Origin of the sequence: Psychrobacillus sp. (assembly GCF_032154225.1) — a bacterium.
GTDB lineage: Bacteria > Bacillota > Bacilli > Bacillales_A > Planococcaceae > Psychrobacillus.
Genome location: NZ_JALDYF010000007.1, coordinates 59,272 through 85,038, shown reverse-complemented (window position 1 = coordinate 85,038; position 25,767 = coordinate 59,272). Strand labels below are relative to the sequence as shown.

At 36.5% G+C, this 25,767-nt stretch carries 29 protein-coding genes and 1 other RNA gene; 21 read left to right on the top strand and 9 right to left on the bottom strand.

Going from position 1 to position 25,767, the window contains the following annotated elements; genetic code table 11:
- The 8 genes from tpiA (at position 1) to ssrA (ending at position 8,342) form a co-directional block, all read left to right on the top strand.
- Complete coding sequence (gene tpiA, locus RUH95_RS11315; RefSeq protein ID WP_313892978.1) at positions 1 to 762, top strand: triose-phosphate isomerase; 762 nt, start codon at positions 1 to 3, stop codon at positions 760 to 762.
- On the top strand, positions 755 to 2,293 hold the full coding sequence (gene gpmI / locus RUH95_RS11310) for a 2,3-bisphosphoglycerate-independent phosphoglycerate mutase (RefSeq protein WP_313892977.1): 1,539 nt from the start codon (positions 755 to 757) through the stop codon (positions 2,291 to 2,293). Before tpiA ends, gpmI begins: the two co-directional genes overlap by 8 nt.
- 2 nt (positions 2,294 to 2,295) lie before the next feature.
- Positions 2,296 to 3,591 (top strand): phosphopyruvate hydratase, encoded by a 1,296-nt coding sequence (gene eno, locus RUH95_RS11305; RefSeq protein WP_313892976.1) that lies wholly within the window; start codon positions 2,296 to 2,298, stop codon positions 3,589 to 3,591.
- 372 nt (positions 3,592 to 3,963) lie between these two features.
- Positions 3,964 to 4,191 (top strand): preprotein translocase subunit SecG, encoded by a 228-nt coding sequence (gene secG, locus RUH95_RS11300; protein ID WP_313892975.1) that lies wholly within the window; start codon positions 3,964 to 3,966, stop codon positions 4,189 to 4,191.
- Between the two features lie 117 nt (positions 4,192 to 4,308).
- Positions 4,309 to 5,055: an alpha/beta hydrolase gene (locus RUH95_RS11295; protein ID WP_313892974.1), complete on the top strand. Its 747-nt coding sequence runs from the start codon at positions 4,309 to 4,311 to the stop codon at positions 5,053 to 5,055.
- Positions 5,056 to 5,097: 42 nt separating this feature from the next.
- A complete protein-coding gene (rnr, locus tag RUH95_RS11290) occupies positions 5,098 to 7,404 on the top strand; it encodes a ribonuclease R (protein WP_313892973.1) in 2,307 nt (768 codons plus the stop codon).
- A 46-nt stretch (positions 7,405 to 7,450) separates the two neighbouring features.
- The gene (smpB, locus tag RUH95_RS11285) at positions 7,451 to 7,918 is read left to right on the top strand and encodes an SsrA-binding protein SmpB (RefSeq protein WP_313892972.1); all 468 of its coding nucleotides are present in this window, start codon (positions 7,451 to 7,453) and stop codon (positions 7,916 to 7,918) included.
- 69 nt (positions 7,919 to 7,987) lie between these two features.
- Positions 7,988 to 8,342: a transfer-messenger RNA gene (ssrA, locus tag RUH95_RS11280) on the top strand.
- Positions 8,343 to 8,478: 136 nt separating this feature from the next.
- Here ssrA and RUH95_RS11275 read toward each other — a convergent pair.
- A complete protein-coding gene (locus tag RUH95_RS11275; RefSeq protein ID WP_313892971.1) occupies positions 8,479 to 9,651 on the bottom strand; it encodes a site-specific integrase in 1,173 nt (390 codons plus the stop codon).
- A gap of 157 nt (positions 9,652 to 9,808) precedes the next feature.
- On the bottom strand, positions 9,809 to 10,048 hold the full coding sequence (locus RUH95_RS11270; RefSeq protein ID WP_313892970.1) for a DNA-binding protein: 240 nt from the start codon (positions 10,046 to 10,048) through the stop codon (positions 9,809 to 9,811).
- 385 nt (positions 10,049 to 10,433) lie between these two features.
- Between RUH95_RS11270 and RUH95_RS11265 the strand changes: the two genes are divergently transcribed.
- Positions 10,434 to 11,147, top strand: coding sequence for an HNH endonuclease (locus RUH95_RS11265; RefSeq protein ID WP_313892969.1), 714 nt, complete (start codon positions 10,434 to 10,436; stop codon positions 11,145 to 11,147).
- A gap of 639 nt (positions 11,148 to 11,786) precedes the next feature.
- Here the strand turns inward: RUH95_RS11265 and RUH95_RS11260 are convergent.
- From RUH95_RS11260 to RUH95_RS11245, 4 genes are all read right to left on the bottom strand, one after another.
- A complete protein-coding gene (locus tag RUH95_RS11260) occupies positions 11,787 to 12,023 on the bottom strand; it encodes a hypothetical protein (protein ID WP_313892968.1) in 237 nt (78 codons plus the stop codon).
- On the bottom strand, positions 12,023 to 12,199 hold the full coding sequence (locus RUH95_RS11255) for a hypothetical protein (RefSeq protein ID WP_313892967.1): 177 nt from the start codon (positions 12,197 to 12,199) through the stop codon (positions 12,023 to 12,025). Before RUH95_RS11255 ends, RUH95_RS11260 begins: the two co-directional genes overlap by 1 nt.
- Positions 12,183 to 12,368, bottom strand: coding sequence for a helix-turn-helix transcriptional regulator (locus RUH95_RS11250; protein WP_313892966.1), 186 nt, complete (start codon positions 12,366 to 12,368; stop codon positions 12,183 to 12,185). The genes RUH95_RS11255 and RUH95_RS11250 overlap by 17 nt, the downstream gene beginning before the upstream one ends.
- Positions 12,369 to 12,977: 609 nt before the next feature.
- Complete coding sequence (locus RUH95_RS11245; protein ID WP_313892965.1) at positions 12,978 to 13,241, bottom strand: helix-turn-helix domain-containing protein; 264 nt, start codon at positions 13,239 to 13,241, stop codon at positions 12,978 to 12,980.
- Positions 13,242 to 13,869: 628 nt separating this feature from the next.
- On the opposite strand from RUH95_RS11245, the gene pdxR reads away from it, so the two are divergent.
- The 5 genes from pdxR (at position 13,870) to RUH95_RS11220 (ending at position 18,057) form a co-directional block, all read left to right on the top strand.
- A complete protein-coding gene (pdxR, locus tag RUH95_RS11240) occupies positions 13,870 to 15,306 on the top strand; it encodes a MocR-like pyridoxine biosynthesis transcription factor PdxR (RefSeq protein WP_313892964.1) in 1,437 nt (478 codons plus the stop codon).
- A gap of 306 nt (positions 15,307 to 15,612) precedes the next feature.
- The gene (gene deoC / locus RUH95_RS11235) at positions 15,613 to 16,278 is read left to right on the top strand and encodes a deoxyribose-phosphate aldolase (protein WP_313892963.1); all 666 of its coding nucleotides are present in this window, start codon (positions 15,613 to 15,615) and stop codon (positions 16,276 to 16,278) included.
- Positions 16,279 to 16,281: 3 nt separating this feature from the next.
- Positions 16,282 to 17,184 carry a cytochrome c oxidase assembly factor CtaG gene (ctaG, locus tag RUH95_RS11230; protein ID WP_313892962.1) on the top strand — a complete coding sequence of 301 codons (903 nt, stop codon included), beginning with the start codon at positions 16,282 to 16,284 and terminating at the stop codon, positions 17,182 to 17,184.
- Positions 17,168 to 17,773 (top strand): SCO family protein, encoded by a 606-nt coding sequence (locus RUH95_RS11225; RefSeq protein WP_313892961.1) that lies wholly within the window; start codon positions 17,168 to 17,170, stop codon positions 17,771 to 17,773. The genes ctaG and RUH95_RS11225 overlap by 17 nt, the downstream gene beginning before the upstream one ends.
- A complete protein-coding gene (locus RUH95_RS11220) occupies positions 17,770 to 18,057 on the top strand; it encodes a hypothetical protein (protein ID WP_313892960.1) in 288 nt (95 codons plus the stop codon). Before RUH95_RS11225 ends, RUH95_RS11220 begins: the two co-directional genes overlap by 4 nt.
- A gap of 608 nt (positions 18,058 to 18,665) precedes the next feature.
- On the opposite strand, the gene RUH95_RS11215 is transcribed toward RUH95_RS11220, so the two are convergent.
- Positions 18,666 to 19,352, bottom strand: a complete 687-nt coding sequence (locus tag RUH95_RS11215) for a YHYH domain-containing protein (RefSeq protein WP_313892959.1) — start codon at positions 19,350 to 19,352, stop codon at positions 18,666 to 18,668.
- Positions 19,353 to 19,567: 215 nt separating this feature from the next.
- On the opposite strand from RUH95_RS11215, the gene RUH95_RS11210 reads away from it, so the two are divergent.
- From RUH95_RS11210 to RUH95_RS11180, 7 genes are all read left to right on the top strand, one after another.
- On the top strand, positions 19,568 to 19,870 hold the full coding sequence (locus tag RUH95_RS11210) for an excinuclease (protein ID WP_313892958.1): 303 nt from the start codon (positions 19,568 to 19,570) through the stop codon (positions 19,868 to 19,870).
- Positions 19,871 to 19,976: 106 nt separating this feature from the next.
- Positions 19,977 to 20,126 carry a hypothetical protein gene (locus RUH95_RS11205; protein WP_313892957.1) on the top strand — a complete coding sequence of 50 codons (150 nt, stop codon included), beginning with the start codon at positions 19,977 to 19,979 and terminating at the stop codon, positions 20,124 to 20,126.
- Between the two features lie 235 nt (positions 20,127 to 20,361).
- Positions 20,362 to 20,835 carry an RNA polymerase sigma factor gene (locus RUH95_RS11200; protein ID WP_313892956.1) on the top strand — a complete coding sequence of 158 codons (474 nt, stop codon included), beginning with the start codon at positions 20,362 to 20,364 and terminating at the stop codon, positions 20,833 to 20,835.
- Between the two features lie 5 nt (positions 20,836 to 20,840).
- Positions 20,841 to 21,356 (top strand): hypothetical protein, encoded by a 516-nt coding sequence (locus RUH95_RS11195; protein WP_313892955.1) that lies wholly within the window; start codon positions 20,841 to 20,843, stop codon positions 21,354 to 21,356.
- 252 nt (positions 21,357 to 21,608) lie between these two features.
- Entirely contained in the window at positions 21,609 to 22,787 is a 1,179-nt protein-coding gene (locus RUH95_RS11190) for a NupC/NupG family nucleoside CNT transporter (protein WP_313892954.1), read from the top strand.
- A gap of 186 nt (positions 22,788 to 22,973) precedes the next feature.
- A complete protein-coding gene (locus tag RUH95_RS11185) occupies positions 22,974 to 23,837 on the top strand; it encodes a glucosaminidase domain-containing protein (RefSeq protein WP_313892953.1) in 864 nt (287 codons plus the stop codon).
- Positions 23,838 to 23,938: 101 nt separating this feature from the next.
- On the top strand, positions 23,939 to 24,103 hold the full coding sequence (locus RUH95_RS11180) for a hypothetical protein (protein WP_313892952.1): 165 nt from the start codon (positions 23,939 to 23,941) through the stop codon (positions 24,101 to 24,103).
- A gap of 241 nt (positions 24,104 to 24,344) precedes the next feature.
- Here the strand turns inward: RUH95_RS11180 and RUH95_RS11175 are convergent, their stop codons facing one another.
- Together RUH95_RS11175 and RUH95_RS11170 are read right to left on the bottom strand one after the other, a co-directional pair.
- Positions 24,345 to 24,989 carry a 2OG-Fe(II) oxygenase gene (locus RUH95_RS11175; RefSeq protein WP_313892951.1) on the bottom strand — a complete coding sequence of 215 codons (645 nt, stop codon included), beginning with the start codon at positions 24,987 to 24,989 and terminating at the stop codon, positions 24,345 to 24,347.
- A gap of 179 nt (positions 24,990 to 25,168) precedes the next feature.
- Positions 25,169 to 25,648 carry an Hsp20/alpha crystallin family protein gene (locus tag RUH95_RS11170; RefSeq protein ID WP_313892950.1) on the bottom strand — a complete coding sequence of 160 codons (480 nt, stop codon included), beginning with the start codon at positions 25,646 to 25,648 and terminating at the stop codon, positions 25,169 to 25,171.
- Positions 25,649 to 25,767: the final 119 nt, after the last annotated feature.

Genomic DNA, 25,767 nt, shown 5'->3' with positions numbered 1-25,767 from the left:
ATGCGTAAACGAGTAATAGCAGGAAATTGGAAAATGTATAAAACACTTACAGAAGCAAAAGACTTTGTCGAACAATTAAAAGGGAAACAAGTGGATAGCAGTAAAGTGGAAGCAGTTATTTGTGCACCTCCATTATTTTTAGATCAGCTAGTACAAGCGACAAAAGGAACATTCATGTCTGTTGGTGCACAAACGATGCACGAAGAAAAAGAAGGTGCCTTCACTGGTGAAGTAAGTGCGCATCAACTGAAAGATCTTGGCGTAAGCTATGTAGTTATCGGACATTCAGAACGCCGTCAATATTTCAATGAAACAGACAGCTCTGTCAATAAAAAAGTAAAAGCTGCTTTTGCAAATGAATTAACACCAATTATTTGTGTAGGGGAAACATTAGAGCAGCGCGAACAAAACGAAACAGAACAAATTGTATCCAATCAAGTAATGGCTGCTTTAGAAGGACTTTCGGAAGAAAACGTGGTTCGTTCAATTATTGCTTATGAGCCAATTTGGGCTATCGGTACTGGTAAAACAGCTACGGCTGACGATGCAAACGATGTATGCCAAGCAATTCGTGAAACAATTCTAGACGGCTTTGGCGAAGAAGTAGCAAGCAGTGTTCGCATTCAGTATGGTGGCAGTGTGAAACCTGAAAACATTGAAGAATTACTTTCTAAAGAGCATATCGATGGTGCTTTAGTTGGTGGAGCAAGCTTGCAAGCAGAGTCGTTTTTCCAATTGGTGGAGGCTGGAGAAAATGCCTAAAAGTCCAGTAGCTTTAATCATTTTAGATGGTTTCGGTTTACGCCATGAATCATTTGGAAATGCTGTGGCACAGGCGAATAAACCAAATTTTGATCGATATTGGAAAGACTATTCGAATGCAACATTAATCGCATCTGGTGAAGCAGTTGGTTTACCGGATGGACAAATGGGGAACTCAGAAGTTGGTCATTTGAATATTGGGGCAGGAAGAGTTGTGTATCAAAATTTAACACGAATTCATAAGTCGATTCGTGAAGGGGATTTCTTTTTAGAGCCAAAGCTTCTTGCTGCAACCCGGCATGTGAAACAAACTGGTGGAAAGCTTCACTTAATGGGACTTCTTTCAGATGGTGGAGTGCATAGTCATTACTCGCATTTATTCGCATTATTGAAGCTTGCAAAAGAACAAGGATTACAAGAAGTTTTCGTTCACGGATTTTTAGATGGACGTGATGTAGGTCCAAGGACAGCTGTGGGCTATGTAGAAGAAACCGAAAAACAAATGAAAGATATTGGTGTTGGAAAGTTTGCTTCTATAAGTGGTCGATATTATGCAATGGATCGCGATCGTCGCTGGGAACGAGTAGAACTTGCATACCGTACACTTGTCGATGGATCTGGAAATAGTGCGGAATCAGCAACAGCTGGAATTTTAAAGTCGTACGAAGGAGATATAGTAGACGAATTTATCTTACCGTTTATTGTAGAAGAAAATGCAAAACCAGTAGCAACAATTGATACTGGTGATGCTGTAATCTTTTTCAACTTCCGACCAGACCGTGCGATTCAATTATCATTAGCATTAAATACACCTACATTTGATAGCTTTACACGAAGTGAAAAGCATCCAACGAATTTAAAATTTGTATCATTTACGCATTATAATGACGAAGTTGTATCTGACATAGTATTTGAAAAGAAAGATTTGTCTAATACAATCGGAGAGGTTTTATCAGCTCATCATAAAACACAGCTTCGCATTGCAGAAACGGAAAAATATCCACATGTCACATTTTTTATGAGTGGTGGCCGTGAAGAAACTTTCCCGGGAGAAGAACGTATTTTAATAAATTCTCCAAAAGTTGCAACGTATGATTTACAGCCAGAAATGAGTGCCTATGAACTAACAGATGCTCTACTTGCTGAAATTGAGAATGATAAATTTGATGCAATCATTTTAAACTTTGCGAATCCTGATATGGTTGGTCATAGTGGAATGCTAGAGCCGACGATAAAAGCGATTGAAGTAGTAGATGAATGCTTAGGTAAGATAGTAGATGCTATTTTAGCAAAAGGTGGCAAAGCGATTATTACGGCAGACCACGGAAATTCGGATGAAGTAACAACACTGGAAGGGCAGCCGATGACGGCACATACGACAAATCCAGTTCCGGTAATTGTAACGAAAAAAGATATTTCCCTTCGTTCTGATGGAATTTTAGCAGATTTAGCACCAACCATGTTACACTTATTAGGGATAGAAACACCGCCTGAAATGACAGGTAAAACACTAATCGAAACGGAGAGTTAAAAATGCCAATTATTACACATGTACAAGCTCGTGAAGTATTAGATTCACGTGGGAACCCGACAGTAGAAGTAGAAGTCTTTACAGAGAGTGGCGCATTTGGACGTGCAATTGTTCCATCTGGTGCATCTACTGGTGAATATGAAGCAGTAGAACTTCGTGATGGTGACAAATCAAGATACCTAGGTAAAGGTGTTCTAAAAGCAGTCGAAAACGTGAACAACATACTTGCAGCAGAATTAGAGGAAAACTTCTCTGTTTTAGATCAAGTATCAATTGACCGCGCAATGATCGAGTTAGATGGTACAGAAAATAAAGGAAATCTTGGTGCAAATGCAATTCTAGGTATCTCAATCGCTACTGCTCATGCAGCAGCAGATTACTTAGACATTCCACTTTATCAATATTTAGGTGGATTCAACGCAAAACAATTACCTGTTCCTATGATGAATATTGTTAATGGTGGAGAACACGCAGATAACAACGTAGACATTCAAGAATTCATGGTAATGCCAGTTGGAGCGGAATCTTTCCGTCATGCATTACGTATGGGTGCTGAAATTTTCCATAGCTTAAAATCAGTATTAAAAGAAGCTGGATTAAATACAGCTGTTGGTGATGAAGGTGGATTTGCACCAAACTTAAAATCGAACGAAGAAGCATTATCTACAATCGTAACTGCAATTGAAAACGCAGGTTACAAACCAGGCGAAGATGTACTTCTAGCAATGGACTGTGCTGCTTCTGAATTCTTCAATAAAGAAGATGGCAAATATCATTTAACTGGTGAAGGTGTTGTAAAAACATCAGAAGAAATGGTTGCTTGGTATGAAGAACTTTGCTCGAAATATCCAATCATTTCAATCGAAGACGGTTTAGATGAAAATGACTGGGCTGGACATAAATTACTTACTGAAAAATTAGGTTCAACTATTCAATTAGTTGGGGATGATTTATTCGTTACAAACACGAAGAAACTTGCACAAGGAATTGAGCAAGGAGTAGGTAACTCTATTCTTGTGAAAGTAAACCAAATTGGTACTTTAACAGAAACATTTGATGCAATTGAAATGGCGAAACGTGCTGGCTATACAGCAGTAATTTCTCACCGTTCTGGTGAATCTGAAGATGTAACAATTGCAGATATCGCAGTTGCTACAAACGCAGGCCAAATCAAAACTGGTGCACCATCTCGTTCAGACCGTGTAGCAAAATATAACCAATTACTACGTATTGAGGATCAATTATATGATACAGCTCAATACTTAGGCAAAAAAACATTTTATAACTTGAAAAAATAATAAACAATGGGCAGCCAGTGAAAATTACTGGCTGTTTTTTTGTTTTATTTGAAAGCTCAAAGTAGGTGTTGAAGTACCCAATCTGTGTCGAAAGCCACAAAGATACCATTGAGAGACACAAAGCAGCAATCGAGAGCCACAAAACACCTAACGAGAGCCCCAAAGTAGCATTCGAAAGCAACAAAATACTTCACGAAAGCCCCAATCCAGCTCAAACCCACCTCCAAAAACAAACTTCAAAAGTTCTTTTCCACAAAATTACTTCATACAAATCAGATAAATCAACATTTTTAATGAAAGAAGGTTGTATCTGATAACTGTTTTTGGTAAAATTAACTTTGTTGTGAATGTTCATATCAGGAGGTGGAACAAATGCATGCGTTTTTAATGATTTTACTTGTCATCGTATCGCTCGCATTAATCGTTGTTGTATTATTACAAACTGGGAAAAGTGCTGGTCTTTCAGGAGCCATCTCTGGTGGGGCTGAACAACTTTTTGGAAAACAAAAAGCTCGAGGCATGGACCTTGTATTACATAGAGTAACGATTGTATTAGCAGTGTTATTTTTCGTTTTGACTATAGCTGTAACAAAATTTTAAAACAGATATAAATCAAACCGCCTGACCGACTTTTGATTGGTTAGGCGTTTTCTTTTAATCTTTTTCAAAAATCTAGGCTCAAATCTGCCGATGCGAATTTGATAGGAGGTATTTTATATGCGAATTACAACGCCAACACCTTTTTTCTTTGAAGCGGGAAAACGTGCGGTTTTATTGCTTCATGGTTTTACGGGCAATTCGTCTGACGTTCGTATGCTAGGACGTTTTTTAGAAAAGAATGGGTACACTTCATTAGCTCCGCATTACAAAGGGCATGGAGTGCCACCAGAAGAACTACTTACTACTGGTCCGACTGATTGGTGGGAAGATGTCATGCGAGCCTATGATCAGCTGAAAACGGCTGGTTACGAGGAAATTGCGGTTGCTGGTCTTTCACTTGGTGGAGTGTTTTCATTGAAATTAGGCTATTCAGCTCCTGTAAAGGGAATTGTTACGATGTGTTCTCCTATGACGATGAAAACAACCGACATAATGTTTGAAGGCGTAATAAAATATGCAAAAGAATATAAAAAGTATGAAGGAAAAACAGAACAACAAATCGAAGTAGAAGTAGAGGCAATTCGTCAAACGCCGATGGAAACATTATCGGAATTGAGAGAGTTTGTATATAATGTGAGAGACAATGTTGATCATATATACGCACCGCTTCTCGTTACACAAGGGAAGAAAGACAGTGTAATTGACATCAACTCTGCTAATTATATTTTTGAACAAGCCGAATCATTAGAGAAAAAAATCAATTGGTACGAAAACTCAGGGCATGTCATTACACTGGGTCCAGAAAAAGAACAATTGCATGAAGATATATTAAACTTTTTAGAGACGCTTGATTGGAATGTGTAAAACAGCTCAATTGTGCACACGCTGAAAAAGGAGGGATGTAACATGGAAAATATAAAAGAGACATTACTTGAATTAATGAACGCAGAAGAATATAAACCAATGACGACGAAAGAACTCGAACTCCATTTTGGTTTTGAAGATGCGGATGAATTTAAAGAATTAGTGAAAACACTTGTACAAATGGAAGAAAAAGGTCAGGTCGTACGCTCCAGATCAAATCGCTACGGTATTCCTGCACGCATGAATCTTGTAGTTGGTAAGTTTATCGGGCATGCAAAAGGATTTGGATTTGTTGCACCAGAAGAAGCTGGGATGGATGATGTTTTTATTCCGCCAACGGAAGTAAACGGAGCTGTAAATGGCGATAAAGTACTTGTTCGTGTGTCGAGAGAATCTTCAGGAGACCGTCGAGAAGGCTCTATCATTAAAATTACAGAACGCGGAATTTCGAAAATTGTCGGGACATTCCAAGACAATAAAGGTTTTGGCTTCGTTCTTCCAGACGATAAAAAAGTTCCAATGGATGTATTCATAGCAAAAGGGGATACACTTGGAGCAATCGAGGGACATAAAGTAGTTGTCGAAATTACTGAATGGCCAAAAGAAAGAAAATCGGCAACAGGAATCGTATCACAAATTCTTGGACATAAAAATGATCCAGGAGTCGATATTCTTTCTATTATTCACAAACACGATATTACAATTGATTTCCCGGAGGAAGTAATTGCGCAAGCAGAAGCTGTGTCGGATGAAATCGATCCAAGTGATTTGGAAAATAGAAGAGATCTACGTGATGAAGTGATTGTCACGATTGACGGGGCAGATGCGAAAGACTTGGATGATGCTGTTACCGTTACTAAATTACCTGATGGGACATTCAAACTTGGCGTTCATATTGCGGACGTTAGCCATTATATGCCCGAAGATTCTCCAATGGACCGTGAAGCATATGATCGTGGAACGAGCGTATACTTAGCGGACCGAGTAATTCCAATGATTCCACACCGATTATCGAATGGTATTTGCTCATTGAATCCACAAGTTGATCGTTTAACTTTATCATGCGAAATGATTTTCGATGGTTCAGGTATGGTCGTATCTCATGAAATTTTCCAAAGTGTTATTCGCACAACGGAGCGTATGACGTATTCGGACGTGTATAAAATTTTAGAAGAAAAAGACGCTGCTTTAATCGAACGCTATGAAAGCTTAGTTCCAATGTTTGAAACAATGGCAGAGCTTGCTTCTATTTTAACGAATAAAAGAATAAACCGCGGAGCGATTAATTTTGATTTCCCTGAAGCAAAAATTTTAGTTGATGAAAATGGTTGGCCAACTGATGTTGCGATTCGTGAACGTACAATTGCAGAACGAATAATCGAAGAATTTATGTTAGCTGCCAATGAAACAGTTGCAGAGCATTTCAAGTGGATGGATGTTCCATTTATTTATCGTATTCACGAAGATCCGAAACCTGAAAAACTCCAGCGCTTTTTTGACTTTTTAACAAACTTTGGATTAGTTGTTAAAGGTACTGGCAATGAAATTCACCCGAAAGCATTACAAGAAATCATTGAAGCAATTGAAGGTATGCCAGAGCAACCTGTAATATCAACAATGCTGTTAAGATCTTTACAACAAGCTAAATATTACTCGGAGTGCTTAGGACATTTTGGCTTATCAACTGAATACTACACGCACTTCACATCTCCAATACGAAGGTATCCCGATTTAATCGTCCATCGATTAATTCGCACGTATTTAGTGAATGGTGATGTGTCACAAGCGACGATTAATCATTGGGGTGCGATTATCGATGATATTGCAGATCATACATCGAAGCGTGAACGTCGTGCAGTAGATGCAGAACGAGATACAGACGCATTGAAGAAAGCACAGTATATGGCTGATAAAATTGGCGAGGAATTCGAAGGTATTGTTGGTTCGGTTACAAACTTTGGTATGTTTATCGAGCTTCCGAATACAATTGAAGGCCTTGTGCATGTAACGAATATGACGGACGATTATTACCGTTTTGACGATCGTCAAATGATGATGATTGGGGAGCGTTCAGGGAAGCAATTCCGAATTGGGGATGAAGTAACTGTTCGAGTTTCTTCCGTGAAACCAGAGGAATCTGCAATCGACTTTGAAATCGTAGGCATGAAAAAAGCATTCCGCCGTACGAGAAAAGAAGCACCAAAAGTCATTCATGCGAAGAAAAAAGAAGGCACTGCTAGAAAAACAACTTCTCAACCGGGCGAGAAAAAAGAAGTAAAACAGAAGAAGAAATTTTACGAAGCAATTGCCAAAAAACAATCAAGAAGAAAACGACCGAAGAAAAAATAACGGAGCGATTATTCGCTCCCTCTAAAGTATTTGTGAGGTGGACGGCATGGCAAAAAAGAGTGATGATAGAGTACTTGCCCAAAACAAAAAAGCAAGTCACGATTACTATATCGAAGAAACAATCGAGGCAGGAATTGTCTTACAAGGTACAGAAATAAAGTCTATTCGTAATGCAAAGGTGCAATTGAAGGATGCGTTCGTGCGAATCCGCAACAACGAAGCATGGATTTCTAATATGCATATTAGCCCATACGAACAAGGAAACCGTTTCAATCACGAACCTTTACGCTCTCGAAAACTACTTTTACACAAAAAACAAATTAATACATTAATCGGCGAAACAAAGCAAGATGGCTATTCGATCGTGCCGCTAAAAATGTATTTAAAAAATGGCTATGCAAAAGTATTAATCGGGGTCGGAAAAGGGAAGAAGGATTACGATAAACGAGATGTCCTAAAGAAAAAAGAAGCAAAACGTGATATCGAAAGAGCATTTAAAGAGCGCAATCAATAACGTTTTACTTGAATTTTGACCATATTTGATATATAGTTATTATTGTAACAAAGCTTATATTCCATAAACGGGGACGTTATGGATTCGACAGGGATAGTCTGAGCTTGAGTTGCGCGTCGGAGGCTCGGCTCCGTAAAAACGGAACTTATAACAACAGGCAAAACAAACAACAACTTAGCATTCGCAGCGTAAGCTCGGATCTGCTTTATCTATCCATCGCCCATGTGGCTAGGTAGAGCTCAACTTTAGTGGGATACGGTAGCCAGTGCAACTTGAGCTGTCTACAAGAGATTTCCAAGTTAGCGTACAGGACGCCCGCTTATCGGCATAATGCTACGCGAAACTTTAAATAGGTAAGATACACGCGTAGAAGCTTAAGTGTTAGAGTTTCTGGACGCGGGTTCAAATCCCGCCGTCTCCATACTACAATTTCATTGAGTTTCAATGAACGTCAAAACCCTTGGTATTCAAGGGTTTTTTCTTTTTGTCTATATCATCTGGTTTCAATGAGTATCAATCGAACGTAGTCAAAAACGTAGTCAAAAACATAGTCAAAAACATTACATGTTCAAATAGCTAGAGAACTTTAAAACTGCCTCTTCTTTTGCTTTCTGTGTAACATGTGTGTAAATGTCCATTGTTGTTTTTACATCAGAATGACCTAAGCGAACTTGAACTTCTTTTAAAATAGCACCTGCTTCAAATAGCAAAGAACAATGTGTATGACGTAAACCATGTGTTGTTATTGTGCCAAGCTTATATTTGTCTTGAACATGTATAATCCACTTACGAGTTTTTGTAGGCTGTAAGTATTCATTTTGTTCATTGCTAAATACAAGTTGTTTAGGCTGCATCGTATTAAAACCTAGAATTAGATAATCTTGCTTCTGCTTTTTCTTCCAGTCTTTTAATATTGCCATCGTTTTATCATCCATTTTGATTGTACGAGCAATACCTGTTTTAGTAGTCTTTACATATAGCTTACTATCTTTACCTCTTGAAAGGGCTTTATTAATGCGAATTTCGTTTGTCGTGAAGTTTAAGTCATTCCATTTAAGAGCCAGTGCTTCACCTTTACGCATTCCACTGAAAGCGAGTAAGCGAAATAGGACATACGCCTTGTAGTTACTTTCACGCTCTAAGCATGTTAGGAACTCAATAAGCTGTTCACGTGTGTAGAAGTTCTCGACTTCGTCTTCATCTGCTCCATTAACCTTTTTAGAAGTATTAGCGGGCAATTCTACATGTGCAAACGGATTTGTTTGTATATATCCACGTTTAATCGCAAAGTCCAGTACCTTGGAAGCATATGCTTTTACCATGCGGAACTTCTTTAACTTTGACGCCCATTCATCAACATGCTCCTGACATACATCGACATGCATCCTTTCAATTTTATATGTACCCATCGAAGGTAGAATGTGATTTTTAAAGACGCCAACCGTTTTTACATATGTGCTTTCTTCCACAGTCTTCTCATATTGTTGAACCCATAGGTCGTAAACTTCTTGGTATGTTTCAGCACGTTCTTGGTGGTACGTACCATTTGCAACATCTAGCTTAATACGAGCTAATGCTAATTCAGCTTCCTTACGTGTTTTAAAACCACGCTTAATCGTGCGCTTCTGCTTACCTGTTAGTGCATCAACACCTAAATAAGCAGGGAACTCGTATCGTAGCTCTCCGTTTTTTAGCTTGTAGCTTTTGATTGGTGATACTTTTTTCTTTGTCATGATTTTCCCCTTACTCTTGTGAGGGCAAGATTTATAGAGGAATAATGCTAAGATAGTAAAACGTAGCATTAAGTCTATATTATAATATAAAAGCCATGACATGATAGTATCAGAGTCATAGCTTAATTATAAAATATTTTGTTTCTCCGCTTAGTATTTAGAAACTATGTTGATGAAAAAAGGAATCTATCGTTGATTTAGAAACCCGTTTTATGCCATCAATTTCTGTCACTTCTAACCCCATTTCTCTAAATTTGATGAACGTGTTATAACTAACCCCAGCATATGAAGCTCCTTCTTTTAAGCTCAACCACTCCTTAGGTTGATAGTTATTAATAGCACGTTGTATCGTATCCGATACCATATTTTGTAAAATTTTTACCGTTTCTAGTTCCACTAAATATACCCCCACATATGTTATGTAATATAGTAGTCGGAGCATGGTAGGGGATAGTTGCGATATATTGTGTAAGATTGTCTATATTAAAACTCTACTTGATTTGGTACATATTTTGCTATTCAAGAGGCATGTTTCTAATAGTTCTCTAGTATTGGGTCAAAATATCTGTTAATATAATTATAGGTTTATTCCAAATTAAAGAATATGTGGAAGTTTGGCTCCTAATAATCGTGATAGGTGTAGGGGGCTTGCTGTATTGATTATTGTGTCCAGAGTGCCAATATCTTTGGAAATGTGTGGATAGCTTACTAAAAGAGTGTAGTAAAAATCAGAGAGCCTATTTAATAAAGGGATAAATAAAAAAGAACAGTGAGGGAATTTTATGCATTACATTGATAGTAAGGGTAAGTATTTTACCAAGAAACTTTTAATTGAGGCAAATAATGCTGCTATTAGAGAAGATAGGAATCGTCAACTAAACGAAGAGTATTTAGAAAGATTAACAGACGAAAATGTTTACCCAATTATCCTTTCTTTCGATGAACATAATAGAGGAGAAATTAGAGTACAAATAATGTTCGATGAGAAAGGCACGATGGGCTTTTTAGATTTAACAAAAAATAGATATAATCTCTTACCAACGGCAATTGTTAAAGAAGATGGAACAGTCGAACTTGAGTCAGAAGAATCCATTAATTCTAGAAGGCTATATCCCGAAGGTAGGGAATACACAGAAAAAGTAAGTAGAACAATAATTAGAGAAAATAATTTTAGACCTAAGATACTTTCTGCATATGATAACCAATGTGCTATGTGTGAGAAAAATGATATTTCAATTTTAGTGGCTGCTCATATATATCCAGCACATTTATGTGCGGACGATACAGTGAATAATGGTATTTGCCTATGTAAAATTCATGACAAATTATACGAAGATGGGAATATCTTCATTAAACCTAATGGTGAGGTATTTATAAAAGACGGAAAAAATAAACTGGATTTTGGTAAAATTCGTTTACCAAAAAATCAAAGTGACCACCCATCTCCTGAAAGGTTAAGCCAAAGGTTAGAATTGTCTATGAAACGTGGGGACTAAAAGATAAGTTGAACTTTTGATTACAACTAATGCAATGTTTCTATGACCTTTTAACTGAACATGGAGACTAGTATTATCCCGTCCCTGTTAACTTCTAGTTAAAACATGAGGATTATAGTGGCGACTAGGAGCAGCATAGAGAAATTAGAGCATCCCGTTGGGACGAAAACTTAGAATTATCTTAGTCTTTGTTTGCCTGCATCGTTCGCTACGCTCACCGAGCTCGTACCTCGCTCGATTATTATCTTTAATTATCATTCTATTTATTAGATTAATGGTTTTGGTTTAGGTACTAATTCGAGGAAACATACCACCCCCTGTAAAGGGGATGGGAGATATTAGGACTAATCCTGAGGTATCTGTCATGACATTCAACGTGCCCAGGTGCAGCTTTACCACGTATATTCAACATAACTCTGTCATGCCACCTAGCCAAAAGGCTACTGCGACGGTTTTAGATCTGGGGATGACTTCCACCTTTTAACGGCAGGCACTAGACCTATAAAAGCCAGGAAGAGTTTAAAGTGTTTTCTTTTATCCACTGATACAGCCAATATGAAATTTACCTATGTAAGACCACTCTCAAGTAAGATTAACTAAAGAGTGGTCATATTTAAAGAACAGTATGTGAGCATACCTCTAAACAGTAAAAGTTGAGTTGATTTCTTTTTCTTCAACTCCACAATCTTGTAACAGCTTTACTAATGACTCTCTATCTACGCTGTAGTTGTACTTGGTATGGCGAGAATGGTATCCACCATCAATACGTGGGGCTTTCTGTAGTACCTCACGCTGTAAGTACCCCAGAACTGCCCCTTCGGTAAACGCTATGTTAAAGTGATTTAATACCTTACTCGCACGCTCTACAGTTACCATTAAACATCACCTCGCAGTACTAGTTTACGTAAGCTCTCTTTAGCAAAGTAAATACTATTCCCTTGATGTACCTTCTCTACTCCAGGAGCAACAGCAAGTTCAAACAATCGTTGTGGGGTAATTCCTAAAATCTCTGTAGCTTGTGAAAAACTATATAAGTCAGCATTTACTATCATCTTTAGCTCCTCCTTGTTGTAACCAATCCATGACGACCTCTTTGTTAAAGCGAACAGACTTACCTACCTTTACTCGTCCTGGAATTACTCCCTCACGCAACAGCTTGTAAGTCGTTTGTTCCGACATGCCGATAAGGTTGGCTAGTGACCTTACTGTTAAAAACTCCATACCGTCAAAACCTCCTATTTGTAATATTTTTATCCTCACCCCTATTATAAGAATGGCATCACAATTTTTATCACGGAACAGGTAAAGATATAGTAGTAGAATAGAAAAGGATAAAATACAATAAAGTACTTTGTTTTTGTACGTACATGGGTAGGATTTTATAGGCAACTGGAGGGAACGAAGGTATAGGTATCATCTATAAAAATGAAGGTACCTATCTATATTAGAGGTAGAGATTTAGGGGCATACGTTTTACAATGACGAATAGAAGGGCTTGTAAAAGGTCTTTTGTACATGGGGGATTACCTAACTCTCATACATCTATCTAAACAGCTAATAGTGGTATCCTGTATCGTGTGAAGCTGTGCCCTGCCTTTTGGGGCTTAGTGGTTCCAAACGTCCCTGGTGGGTCGGTCTCATAGCCTGTATATAGGGGAATGCATCGGTATGAATTGTACGTCTTGGAAAATTTAAGGGAATTTCATGCGGACTTTATTGTAGATACCTAACCTAATACTTAGTCAAGTCAATCACTAGGCACTGGGTAGGGTTTAATAATGAAAAAAGAGGGGTAAAATCCCATCCCCCCTTTCATCTAACAAACCTAGTCTATTCATCTTTATCTTGATTAATCCAATCAAGAAAATATGGATAATAGTCAACTTCTTCATTCTCAAAATCACACATATCATTAATTAATATTTCGCTCGTGTTTAAGAACTCTTTTAAGTCATACCCTGATATTCTCACTTTAGTATCCAATTTATAAGCTCTTAAGATATCCATGAAAATCCATGATTTGACAGTGTCAGGTTGAACACCAAAAATTTCTGATACCTCTTTTACGCTGTAAAATCCCTCAAAAGTCTTCATTTCATTCTGCCTACCTTTCAAAATAATTTTGTCATCTGCTTTTCACCTTAGTTGTCGCTTTATCTATCTAGTTAGTTGCGATGAAAAGAAGAAAAATGAAAGAAAAAGCGTTCATAAATTTACTGGGGATTAATGTTTCTGTCTACAAGGATATACTTGCCCTCACAAAATGTTTTTTTATCAAACGTAGTCAAATACGTAGTCAGACATTCTCAAAGACAGCTATAAACCATTGAAAACACTGGTATTATAGCCTTTTATGAGGTGGTTGGTTCGACTCCCGCCGTCTCCATATTTAAATGACTGCTGAAGGTATTCATATCATGCTTTATATTATTTTAGGAAATTTTATGGTTGAATATTAGTAAGGTAAGCCCGATTTATAAAAAATAAACGCACCTTTGTTTTTGTCAACATGGAATTGAGCCAGAGCAATTACATCAAAAGTGAGCCACTTCATACTTCTTGTATCCTAGTAATGTTAGTATATGTATGTTCTCCTCTTTAGAGAGTTTAGTTTGTTTGGGAGAAATAAATTAACATAATCCTTCGTGTTCTATAGATTTTAGTTGTGTCTCACACAGGGAAGCTTTTGAATACATATTTTAACTGAATGGATGGGGATGTAATGGATTTAAAGTTGAATCGAACATCTAAAAAGGCTATTTATAAGCAAATTGCAGATTATATTGAACTTGGAATTTCTACCGGTATGTTTTCTCCGGATAGTATGCTTCCATCTGAACGTATTCTTGCGAAGGATTTAGAAGTCAATCGAAGTACAGTGGTGGCAGCATACGAGGAGCTGCAGTCCCTAGGTATTGTGGAGCGAAAAAAGGGCAGCGGTACTTGGATAAGCACAGATATTTGGGGAGTAACACATAGACGAATACCGAACTGGAATCGTTATATGAAAGATGGTTCTTTACTGCCAAATCTGCCTTTTGTTCAACAAATTCGTTCCGAAAATAGAAAACATCATATTATAAATTTATCAAGTGGAGAGTTGGCCCCAAGTCTTCTGCCACGCGAACAATTTCAAACGATATTTGCGGAAAATCCATTTATGGAGGGTCTTGGTTATGATCACCCGAAAGGAAATGCTTCTTTGCGCGGAACAATTTCTCAACATTTGAAAGAATATAGAAATATACATTGTTCAAGCTCATCAATTTTAGTGACTTCGGGTGCACAACAAGCGTTACATCTTGTCGTGCAATGCTTGTTAAAGCCAGGAGATGCAATTGCGATAGAAGATCCTTCTTATTTTTATTCATTGCCACTTTTTCAGTCAGCAGGATTGAAAGTGTTTTATTTGCAAGTAGATTCGCAAGGTGTTGATCCAAAAGACATTATAAAATTGTACAAAAAACATAGAGTTCGTATGATTTTTTTAAATACAGCCTATCAAAATCCAACAGGTGTTTCGTTAAAATCCGATCGTCTAAAAGAAATATTAGAAATATCTACTGAATACGGCATTCCAATTGTGGAGGATGACCCATATTCTCTCACTTCTTTCAATGGAAAAAATAGTTCGACACTTAAGTCGTTAGATGAAAATGGCAATGTACTTTATATTAGTTCATTGTCCAAAATAGTAGCATCGGGATTACGCATAGGTTGGATTACTGGCCCAGAAAAAGTGATAGACCGTTTAGCGGACGCCAAGCAACAAGTGGATTTTGGACATAGTATATTCCCGCAATGGGTAGCTAATGAATTTCTAAAGTCTCCGTATTTTGACAGTCACATTTCAATGTTACGAAATGAATTAAAAAAACGGAGAGATGAAATCATCAATTACTTAGTAGAGTTTTTGAATGATGAGATTGAGTATATAGCACCTGAAGGAGGAATTCATCTTTGGTGTCGTTTGAAAACAAAGTTTGATGAAAAACTGCTTTTTGAAGAAGCGATAAAAGTTGGTGTTTCTTTCGTACCAGGTAGTGTATTTGGGTCTCGAACGGATTTTGTACGATTGACTTTTGGAAGTGTAGAGTTGAATCAAATACGAGAAGGTATGGCACGATTTGCGGAAGCATTAAAAGCTAGCAAGAAATAAACTGTGAAATCTCTATTAACTCTTCTTTGTTATTCATTAAGAAATTATGACAATCTAGCTATAGTGGCTAGGTATCGCTTTCAAGGCCTACAAGAAGTAGGTCTTTTTTGCGTTTCCGCTAGGTATGACAAATATTGTTCCTCAGCAAGCTCGTTGGATTAGATGTAGTTTCTTATTAAATAAGTGAACATTGTATGTTTTTTTTAGTGGATGGGCAATTTAATGTATAAGTGGATGGTTATATTTTTGCTTACATCAGTCAAGATGAAAGGGGGAAATAAATAAATATAAAAGGAGTTGGATCCATTGAAATATGAGAGTTTAATTGACCACACATTATTAAAAGCAGATACAAAACATGAGGATATTAAAAAGTTGTGTGAGGAAGCAATAGAATATGGGTTTGCTTCAGTTTGTGTCAATCCTACTTGGGTAAAGACCTCTGCTGAATTGTTAAGAGGAAGAGGTGTAAATATATGTACGGTTATTGGTTTTCCACTTGGAGCAAATAGTGCTGAAACGAAGGCATTTGAAGCAATAAATGCAGTTGTAAACGGTGCAACCGAGGTGGATACAGTAATTAATATTGGAGCCCTTAAAGGGAAAGATAACAAATTAGTGGAGCAAGACATTCGTGCTGTAGTCGATGCGGTTCGGGATAAAGCACTGGTCAAAGTCATTATCGAAGCATGCTTATTGACAGATGAAGAGAAAATTCGTGCATGTAAACTTGCAGTAAAAGCTGGAGCAGATTATGTGAAAACTTCAACTGGTTTTTCTCTTCACGGCGCGACGTTCGAGGATGTAAAAATTATGAGAGAATCAGTTGGACCTGCAATAGGGGTGAAAGCTTCTGGTGGAGTTCGAAGTATTGAAGACTTAAAAAAAATGGTTGAGTGTGGTGCTTCTAGGATAGGTACAAGCTCAGCGGTTAGGCTATTTACTGATCAAGAGAATACTAACGGGTATTAAGGGATGGCAATATTCTATTTGTTTGACTTTCGTTCCTTATGGAGCCCCTTTTACGCAACAGCTTTGATTGCAGTTTTATGCTTCTATTTTTTAATAACGGTGAAATACAGAAGTCGTTTTAAAGATAGTGAACCCTTATCAAAAACACAAGCACTTTGTTTTTGTATAGTGATAGGCCTGTTCTATATTATAAAGGGTTCGCCTATCGATTTATGGAGTCATATGATGTTGACAATGCATATGATTCAAATGGCCGTACTAGTATTAATCATTCCAGTATTAATCATAAAAGGGATACCAGATTGGGTTTGGAGAGTATTAGTATATAACAAATTCATTCGCCCATTCTGGAGTTTTGTTACAAAACCTCTTATTGCATTAGTTTTGTTTAATGGAGCTTTCTCGCTATACCATGTTCCTTTAGTGCTAGACTTTTCAAAAACAAATAGTTTTTATCATGCTTCTATTCATTTACTTTTGTTTGTTCTAGCAATCTGTATGTTTTGGCCCATACTCAACACACTAAAAGAGTATAAAAAGATGCCGAATCTTCTTGAGATAGGGTATTTATTTGCAAATGGTGTATTAATGCTTCCGGCTTGTGCACTTATCATTTTTGCAACAGATCCTATGTATTCTACTTATTCAGATCCAGAATCTTTGATAAATGCTCTTGCCCTATGTGCAACATCGGAATCGGTATCGGGTTTAGATGCAATTGGCCCAGAGATTATAGAGATATTTAATCCCCTCGAATTAATTAATGACCAGAAATTAGGCGGGATAATTATGAAAATTGTGCAGGAAATCGTATACGCAATTATTTTAGGTTTCCTATTTAGAGATTGGTACCGCTCTGAGCAAAAATTAGGTAGAGAGAGTGATTTAAATGCGCAAACCTATTAAAAATACAAGAAAGGTAGGATTCCTACTTTTGATTTGTAGCATTAGTTTTGTTTTATTTGGATGTGAAAAAGACATTTCCGAACCATTAAACTGGGAGTTGAGTAATTTTTCTGCAACTAACGAAGACGGAGATAATCTGGAGTTAAAAGATTTAAAGGGTAAGGTATGGATAGCTGATTTTGTTTTTACAAATTGTACAAGTGTATGTCCACCAATGACGGCAAATATGAAAGAGCTTCAAGGTAAATTAAAAGAAAAAAAACTTGATGTAGAACTTGTTTCTTTTAGTGTGGATCCATCCTTCGATACACCGGAAATATTAAAAGAATACGTTGGAACCTATGACGGAGACCTTTCCAATTGGACGTTGTTAACAGGTTACGATCAACAGTTTATAGATGATTATGCCCTAAAAAACTTTAAAACAATTGTGAAAAAACCAACAGTAGGGGACCAAGTAATTCATGGTACTAGCTTCTATTTAATAGACCAAAATGGCATTGTGAAGAAAGACTATGATGGTCTTAATCTGCCATTTGAAGAAATCATACAAGATATTGAAATTTTACTATCTAAAACGGAAAAATGAAAAACTTAATCCGAAGATCCATTTTAATTGTCGTACTATCAATTGGTTTCTATGTAATATTCTTTAAACCTACCGATATATCGAAGGAACGTATAATCTTAGAGCATACTTTTCGTTCTTATATAGCTCCAGAGTGTTTCGAAGAGCTTGAACTAACGAATTATTTAGAAGAATCATCATTGAAAGTTGCGAAAGAAAAAAAATATAAACCTCATTCAAAATGTACGGAAGAAATTTTAATGAAAAAGAGTAGAACAATCTATCAAAAATGGAAAAGTAATTAGTCTATATGTAAAAATATGCTTGTATATGTGAAATAATATATACACAGTGAGATAGCAGTGACACAAGAATCTGGTCGGAGCATGGAATTCAAAGTGTAAACCTTTCCGCTGGTTATAAAATGAATATACGGAGAGAATACTTGGATATAAATGCTTGTTACAAAGTGACGAAATTGTTGAAGGAAATCTTTAGTCAGCAGAGAGAGCTTCCGAATGTTGTTAGGAAGAATGTTTGTTTTTCGTGATTATTTTTCAGGGGGGAACCAAAAAAATTTTGAATAGTTTGGGTTCCTGACACCGAAAGCTATGAAACGTCTTCAAATAATGCAGCTGAAAGAGTGGTGGCTATTTTGAAAAATTCTCTTCCAATTTTATCAAAAGTACTGTCAGTGATTGAGTAGCCTTCTGCGAGGCACGTGCAGCATATGAAGGATTGACAAGCTTTTAAAAGCGTTGGTAGTAAATAGTACTGCTACTGCATTAGAAGAAGCAGAGCAAGCTCTAATGAACTGTTTCTAAAAGGTAGATATAAACATTTACCAATATTTATTTATTTTAGAAATTGAAATGTCCCTGTATTCTGAATAATTCAGAACACAGGGACATCTTCATTCTACTCTAAACTTGTCTAACATGGCTTCACGTGTACTTTTACCATATACTCGATAAATCATTGTGTTAGTTTTTTTGGAAAGTTTTATTAGCTCATTGTACGCTTTTTTTGTTTTATCGCTATTTGGATCTTGCTTATAGAAAGATTGATAATTTTGAAATTGTACTAACAACTTCTCCCCCGAATTTATGGCATCAATATACGCCTGGGTTCTAATATATATATCATTCAAGGCATTTAATCTCTCTTCAAGATCGCTATAAAGTAATACATTTGAATTAGCTTTTGCAGCATTGATGGCACTTTTTGTATTGTTGTAAAGCTTCATGTCAATTTGACTAACAGGATTACTAGAATACTTGGATACTCTATAGTCATATGATGTTTCCCATTTAAGAGAACCTGCATAGCTTTCAGCAGTTTTTATTAATGCTTCCGCTTGCGTGTATGGATCAACATATATTGTCTCTGGTTTAGTATTTACAGTTTTACTTGTTGAAGTCTTTTTGGTAGTACCACCATTATGATAGTGATACTCTCCGTAGTTTAAACCCCATTTTCCACAATTTGTACGACATGTGTGTCCGCCATTAGCATCTGTTCTCCCTGGATGCGCCATTGCTGGTGTTGTAATTACCAGTAACAAAACAAAGGAAAGTAAAATTCCTACCACCTTTTTCATCTCATATATCTCTCCTTTTAAATCAATATATACCAACTTTACCATTAAACTTATTCATAAGATAGGATATAAGTAATAAGGAATGTTAATATAGGTAGAAAACGATGTTCAGATGGGTGTGTAGTAGAAATATAAAAGTACCCTCTTTTGCTTAAACAAATGCAACCGATTATAATTAAATGTTAGTAAGCATTTTAAAGGAGTTTGATTATTTAATGAACACACGATATAAAATTACACGTTTAGATAAAGAAGGAAATCCAACGCTAAGCTTAGAGGAATGCCAAAACTTCTTTGCGACGAAATCGGATTTTGAGTACAATGATTCATTTGGTGCAAGTCAGGACGGCGTACAAATGAAGATTAAAGGACACTTCTTCATGTGGCAATTAGAAAGCGTCAAAATTCCCTTTCGTTTTTTCGAAGGTGAAATATATGTAGCCGTTTCAGATTCTGTTGTATTAGAGAAAATGAAGGAAATTGCCCGTTTACTAGAAGCCAATTATGTGGAAGGTTAAGATTTGCTGCTAGGAATGTCTGCAATTTCAAATACTTCAGGAAAATAAGGTATATTATATTTGTTGAATAGATTCTCTTTAAAGGCAAGAAAAGTAGGCGAACAAAGTGGGGAAATATCAATTGGATACAAAAGGTCAGTTGGCTGTGGCAAAGTATCATGAAAAAAATAAGCCTGCCAAATTTGATAAAAAGCAGCAACTTGAAAAAATACGTGTGGAGTATTCGCAAAAAAAGCAAAAACAAACAGATAAATAATAGGAATGCCAACATAGGAAGACTAAGATTTCCCTATGTTTTTCTTATTCAAAATAATAAGATTGTAAACACTTCACCTATAAAAGCAGAGAGGATTTATCTTTACGGATAAGTTCTCTCTCTTTTTTTTATTAATGCTTGTTATTAATGAACTACGAATTCAATTCTAGAGAATTTTTTTCTGTTGCACGAATATACGAAAATGAATCGTATTATAAAGGGAAGGGGGTTAAGTATGAAAACGTTCGCCGGCGCACTTGTTCATGAGATTGTTCAAACTTATAGCGATACCTTAATACGAATTGCTGTGCAGCAGACAAAAAATATGTCTGAGGCGGAGGATATTGTTCAAGAGGTCTATATGACACTTATGAGACAGAAAAAGCCCTTCGATAATGAAGCACATTTAAAGGCTTGGCTCATCAAGGTGACTTTTAATAAATGTAAAGATTACTTTAAGTCTTCTCGTATCAAGAAGACGATACCGATAACAGAAGAGATGACCTTTATTGCAAAAGAGGAACAGATTGTTCTCCCAGAGATTTCTGAGCTAGACCCTCATGAAAGGGCCATTGTATATCTACATTATTATGAAGGCTATACGACTGCAGAAATTGCCGATTTATTGGAGATGAAGATAAACACAGTAAGCTCAAAGCTGAGAAGGGTTCGAATGAAGTTAAAAATTATTTTAGAAGAAGGGAGTTAAGTGTGATGAATGCTTATAAGAAAGTGATGAAGCAGATTCATGCTTCCGACGAATTTAAGAGCAAAATGCAAAAAGAGATGATGGAATATGATCAAAAAAAGAAGAGGGATTATATGAAAAATATAAGAATAATTGTTGGAAGTTTAGTAGCCTGTGCCGTAATTGCTGTAGTAGCTTTAACAAATGTAAACAACGATGCAGCGCTAGATTTGACGGAAAGAATTGTAGTGGATAATTCAGGTCCAGCTGCAAGTGCAATGCTTAATATCGAGGGACTCATAACAGAAGTTGGAGAAGATGGACTGAGCTTTACATTGGATAATGGAATGGAAGTAGTCGTTACAGATGAAACAAAATTGGGGATAGATGGTCCAACTGCAGCTCCTAAGGAAGAACAGTTATTTGAGCCTACATTTAGAGTAGGCAATCTAGTAGGTGGATTCACGGAAGACACGTCCGCAAATCCAGTCTCTGCAGCGGTAATTTATACTAACTGGAACTTTGAGAATCCTATTCGATGAGGTTTTAATTTTTAAATCAGTGAAAACTTCCATAGAATAGACTGCAATATATGAAGGTTTAAAAGCTACGATTACCGAAGATGATTCGGTAATCGTGGCTTTTTATCTATCTGTATCAAGGAATTGGTTTAGTAAAAAATATATGAGGGAATACTTTCCTTGGACATGATAAATAATAAATGTATACTTAATAAGTGAATCAAGTGGTCAGACGTTCGACCTTTTTTTAATACAACTTTGTGGAGGCATAAAATGAATTATTTAATCTCAATCGTAGGCTTAATTGTCGTGCTAGGTCTTGCCTGGGTTGCAAGTAACAATCGGAAAGCAATAAAAATCAGACCAATTATCCAGATGCTCGTTATTCAAGTAATTTTAACTTTTTTATTACTGAATACGAAATTTGGATTGATACTTATTAAGGGAATCGCGGCTGGGTTTGAAAAATTACTTGAATTCGCTGGTGAAGGAATTAATTTTGTATTCGGTGGCCTTGCAAATGAAGGACAAGCTCCTTTCTTCTTAACAGCTCTACTACCGATCGTATTCATTTCCGCTTTGATTGGAATTTTGCAGCATATTAAAGCGCTTCCATTTATAATGAAATGGATTGGTTGGGCAATCAGTAAAGTAACCGGCATGGGTAAATTAGAATCATATAACGGAGTAGCATCCGCTATTGTTGGACAATCTGAAGTATTTATTACCGTGAAAAAACAGCTTGGACAATTATCTCCTCAACGTCTATACACATTATCTGCGTCAGCGATGTCTACAGTATCGATGTCTATTGTCGGAGCTTATATGACGATGGTTGAACCGAGATATGTCGTAACGGCAATCGCGATTAATTTATTTGGAGGATTCATAATTACTTCCATCATCAATCCATACACTGTAACCGAAGAAGAAGATATCCTTGTTGTGCAATCAGAAAAGCAAAGCTTCTTCGAAATGTTGGGCGAGTATATTTTAGATGGATTCAAGGTTGTAATTATAGTTGCGGCGATGTTAATTGGATTCGTTGCATTAATGGCAGGAGTAAATACCTTATTTGATATGATATTTGGGGTCTCATTCCAAGAAATTATTGGATATGTCTTTGCTCCAATTGCGATTTTAATGGGTATCCCTGTTTCAGAATCTGTAACGGCAGGCGGTATTATGGCTACTAAATTAGTTACAAACGAATTTGTAGCGATGCTCTCTTTAAATGAATTAGCATCAGGCTTAAGTGAACGATCAATCGGAATCATTTCCGTGTTCCTTGTTTCCTTTGCAAACTTCTCTTCCATTGGAATTATCTCTGGTGCTGTAAAAGGGCTTCATGAAAAACAAGGAAATGTTGTAGCACGATTCGGCTTGAAACTTTTATACGGCGCAACATTAGTAAGTATATTATCAGCGATTATTGTGAGTCTTATCTTATAATGAGAAAAATGATGGGAGTTTAGTGCTCTCATCATTTTTTATTATTTGGGCTTACAATCAAATCTCAGGGAACCTTATAGCCGTTCATAACATCTCCTTATAGGAGATTTTTTTTTGTAACATTGCTGTCACTTAAGGAGATTATGATAGCAATTATATAAATGATCAATGAGAGGGTGAGATAAGATGAGAAAAGGAAAAATTGCATTGCTTGCAATTACCTTTATAGCGGCAATTGTGATTTATTTTATGTCTGATAAAGAGATTGCTATTCCAATAGAGAAGATCAAAGAAATTCAAACAATTGTAGATGAAACAAGTCATGGAAAGGTTCAAGTAGATTGGCGAAATGTAGCTGCGGTTGCACATACTGAATATGGACTTGATTCAATAACTACAAATGAAATAGAGAGCATTACAGCTCGTTTTATTGAAAAAAAGGAAAATGATTATGTTTTAAAAGACTTGGAAGAAGTGACAAGTGAGCTGGAATTCAATAAAAGGAAAAGCAAACAGGTTAGCTCGTTCTTAGAGCAACTTGCTAGTGAAGTGGTGGTTACTACTGAAAATAGTATGCAGCGACTATTTATTGAGAGTATTCAAGAGGCAGCGATTCATAATTATAAATCGTATAAAATTCTTCCTTCTATTACAATCGCACAAGCTATATTGGAATCGGATTGGGGGAGGTCAGGGCTATCAACTCAGTATCATAATCTCTTTGGTATAAAAGGATTTAACTGGAGTGGGAAAACGACAAATTTAAGTACAAATGAGTTTTACGATCAAACGATTAAAGATGATTTCAGAATGTATGAAAATATATATGAATCAGTTGAAGATCATGGTTTATTCTTGTCGGAAAATCCTCGTTACGGTAAGCATGGAGTGTTCACTTCCAGAACGTATATGGAGCAGGCGAATGCTTTACAAGAAGCAGGGTACAGTACGATAGAAAATGAAAAAGGCGAGAAAATTTATAGCAAGCAATTAATCGAATTAATTCAGCAGTACCAGCTACAGTTATTAGATAGTCATGTTCAGTTATGAACTTCATGTTAGCAAGAACAATCTGAGAAGGATTATTTAAGTGGGAGCAGAAAATCAAATCGGTTTATTTAACAATACTTTGAATATAGGAGTTGGTGTTCATGAAATGCGGAGCCAAGTGTTTTACTGTTCATGCTGAAATGAATGGCAAGCTACAAACGATCCCGGTGACGGCAAGGACTTCAATTCAAGCACGTAAAGTTGTACGCTTAGAGTATGGCGATCAGTTAAAGATTATTACGGTGAAGGCTGAGACAGCAAACTGAAGAAGAGATGAAAGTGTTGAGTATCAGACTCTCGTGGTATTTAAAACTCGCTTGTAAAGATTACTCTTAAGGGAGGTAAAAAATAGATAGAATCTAGTTACGATTGCAACCCAGTTATTTCACTTTAATAATTACTCTAGAGTCAATACTACTTTTTTGATGGAAAAAAGCCCTTGTGTAAACAGGGCTTAAGGTTTTCAAACTGATTTCGTTTAAAATATATATAAATGAAAAAAACTTCTTATCTCACTTTCTGCTTCCTCATCCACTGCGTAGCAACCCACTTTTCACCAGTAATAACTGGTGCTCCACCATGTAAAGTTAACTCGTTTAATTCTTGATCGTTATAAAAATACTCGAAATAAACGGCCATTCCTTTTTTCGGTGTTACGGAAAGATTCAGTTTAGGGAAAAAGGTTTCTCCGCCTTCTTCTACATCGTTTAAGTACATCACGAGCGTACTAATTCTATTATTGTTTGCTGCTTTACTTGTTGATGAAAAATAATCATAATGAGCTTTATATTCTTGACCGGGAGCATAGCGAAGGACTTGAAGGCCTTCTGCGTGCTCAATCGGGATATTCATAATAGATGACACTCTTTTTTCGACTCTAGCAACAATTTCGTTTTCACTTTCTTCAAAAAACATACCGCTACTTGTTCGGAGTTCATTTACTTCGCGTGTCGCTCCAATTTTTGAACGTTGCATTTTGTCCGTAGACAATTTGATTAGTTCATCACACTCTTCGTCACTTAAAACATTATCTAAAACGACTATCAATGGTTCTTCGAATCTAGTAACTATGTCAATTTCTCTATCCGTAATTATTTTACTCCCAACATGGTCAAATATCGTTTGCTCTTTATTTTCCTCTATCAACTTCATAAATCACCTTATCCTTTTAATGGAATTAAATTCAATTAATTGTATCACATTGTGTGAATGTATCTCAAATTTAAGGGGATTTTAACGGGATTTTTTTGGGTGATATCGTGCCTAATAATGTGTAAATTAAAAAGGTACTAATACAATTTAAATGTATCAGTACCAGGTATTTTTTTTACTTAACTAGTTTCATCAATTGAAAGATATCTTGGCGTAATATCTTTCTTAGGGAAGGTAACTCTTAGTGTTTCATCGTGAAAAGAGGATTTTGCTCCTTTTTCAGAAACTGTAGATGGAAGTGGGATGAAGTGCTCTCGTCGTTGATAAAATTGTTTTCTAGCGATGTGGGTCTCATGATTGACTTCTTCCAGAATTGAGCCCTCAATACCAATTCTTAATCTGCTGTTGGTGATTTCTAATTGAATTTGGCTATAATCGCAACCTGGTAATTTTACTTCAACAATTACTTCAGAGACGGTTTCATACGTATTTACCGAGAGGGAATCCAGGTTAAAATGGGTGTTCATTTGGGTAAAGAATTGATTGAAAAAAGAATCCATCCCGTTGATCAAATTCCATATTGGATTATGATCGATGTCCGGCGTTTTGGCAATCTGATTGTCAATTCTTTGAGGGAGGTTGTCATTTCCAAAAGTCATTTCATTTCCTCCTTTTTCTTGATATACATGAAATAACTTATGTAAGAAGAGGAGAAAGGAAGTGGGCGATTGTATACACCTTTAAAAACAGCATTATATTTGCAGGTGGAAGAGTGAAT

What these genes read in the sequence shown, in the direction of transcription:
- tpiA (WP_313892978.1), top strand. Translation starts at nt 1, where the DNA reads ATGCGTAAACGAGTAATAGCAGGAAATTGGAAAATGTATAAAACACTT.
- gpmI (WP_313892977.1), top strand. Translation starts at nt 755, where the DNA reads ATGCCTAAAAGTCCAGTAGCTTTAATCATTTTAGATGGTTTCGGTTTA.
- eno (WP_313892976.1), top strand. Translation starts at nt 2,296, where the DNA reads ATGCCAATTATTACACATGTACAAGCTCGTGAAGTATTAGATTCACGT.
- secG (WP_313892975.1), top strand. Translation starts at nt 3,964, where the DNA reads ATGCATGCGTTTTTAATGATTTTACTTGTCATCGTATCGCTCGCATTA.
- RUH95_RS11295 (WP_313892974.1), top strand. Translation starts at nt 4,309, where the DNA reads ATGCGAATTACAACGCCAACACCTTTTTTCTTTGAAGCGGGAAAACGT.
- rnr (WP_313892973.1), top strand. Translation starts at nt 5,098, where the DNA reads ATGGAAAATATAAAAGAGACATTACTTGAATTAATGAACGCAGAAGAA.
- smpB (WP_313892972.1), top strand. Translation starts at nt 7,451, where the DNA reads ATGGCAAAAAAGAGTGATGATAGAGTACTTGCCCAAAACAAAAAAGCA.
- RUH95_RS11275 (WP_313892971.1), bottom strand. Translation starts at nt 9,651, where the DNA reads ATGACAAAGAAAAAAGTATCACCAATCAAAAGCTACAAGCTAAAAAAC.
- RUH95_RS11265 (WP_313892969.1), top strand. Translation starts at nt 10,434, where the DNA reads ATGCATTACATTGATAGTAAGGGTAAGTATTTTACCAAGAAACTTTTA.
- RUH95_RS11260 (WP_313892968.1), bottom strand. Translation starts at nt 12,023, where the DNA reads ATGGTAACTGTAGAGCGTGCGAGTAAGGTATTAAATCACTTTAACATA.
- RUH95_RS11255 (WP_313892967.1), bottom strand. Translation starts at nt 12,199, where the DNA reads ATGATAGTAAATGCTGACTTATATAGTTTTTCACAAGCTACAGAGATT.
- RUH95_RS11250 (WP_313892966.1), bottom strand. Translation starts at nt 12,368, where the DNA reads ATGGAGTTTTTAACAGTAAGGTCACTAGCCAACCTTATCGGCATGTCG.
- RUH95_RS11245 (WP_313892965.1), bottom strand. Translation starts at nt 13,241, where the DNA reads ATGAAGACTTTTGAGGGATTTTACAGCGTAAAAGAGGTATCAGAAATT.
- pdxR (WP_313892964.1), top strand. Translation starts at nt 13,870, where the DNA reads ATGGATTTAAAGTTGAATCGAACATCTAAAAAGGCTATTTATAAGCAA.
- ctaG (WP_313892962.1), top strand. Translation starts at nt 16,282, where the DNA reads ATGGCAATATTCTATTTGTTTGACTTTCGTTCCTTATGGAGCCCCTTT.
- RUH95_RS11225 (WP_313892961.1), top strand. Translation starts at nt 17,168, where the DNA reads ATGCGCAAACCTATTAAAAATACAAGAAAGGTAGGATTCCTACTTTTG.
- RUH95_RS11220 (WP_313892960.1), top strand. Translation starts at nt 17,770, where the DNA reads ATGAAAAACTTAATCCGAAGATCCATTTTAATTGTCGTACTATCAATT.
- RUH95_RS11215 (WP_313892959.1), bottom strand. Translation starts at nt 19,352, where the DNA reads ATGAAAAAGGTGGTAGGAATTTTACTTTCCTTTGTTTTGTTACTGGTA.
- RUH95_RS11210 (WP_313892958.1), top strand. Translation starts at nt 19,568, where the DNA reads ATGAACACACGATATAAAATTACACGTTTAGATAAAGAAGGAAATCCA.
- RUH95_RS11200 (WP_313892956.1), top strand. Translation starts at nt 20,362, where the DNA reads ATGAAAACGTTCGCCGGCGCACTTGTTCATGAGATTGTTCAAACTTAT.
- RUH95_RS11195 (WP_313892955.1), top strand. Translation starts at nt 20,841, where the DNA reads ATGAATGCTTATAAGAAAGTGATGAAGCAGATTCATGCTTCCGACGAA.
- RUH95_RS11190 (WP_313892954.1), top strand. Translation starts at nt 21,609, where the DNA reads ATGAATTATTTAATCTCAATCGTAGGCTTAATTGTCGTGCTAGGTCTT.
- RUH95_RS11185 (WP_313892953.1), top strand. Translation starts at nt 22,974, where the DNA reads ATGAGAAAAGGAAAAATTGCATTGCTTGCAATTACCTTTATAGCGGCA.
- RUH95_RS11180 (WP_313892952.1), top strand. Translation starts at nt 23,939, where the DNA reads ATGAAATGCGGAGCCAAGTGTTTTACTGTTCATGCTGAAATGAATGGC.
- RUH95_RS11175 (WP_313892951.1), bottom strand. Translation starts at nt 24,989, where the DNA reads ATGAAGTTGATAGAGGAAAATAAAGAGCAAACGATATTTGACCATGTT.
- RUH95_RS11170 (WP_313892950.1), bottom strand. Translation starts at nt 25,648, where the DNA reads ATGACTTTTGGAAATGACAACCTCCCTCAAAGAATTGACAATCAGATT.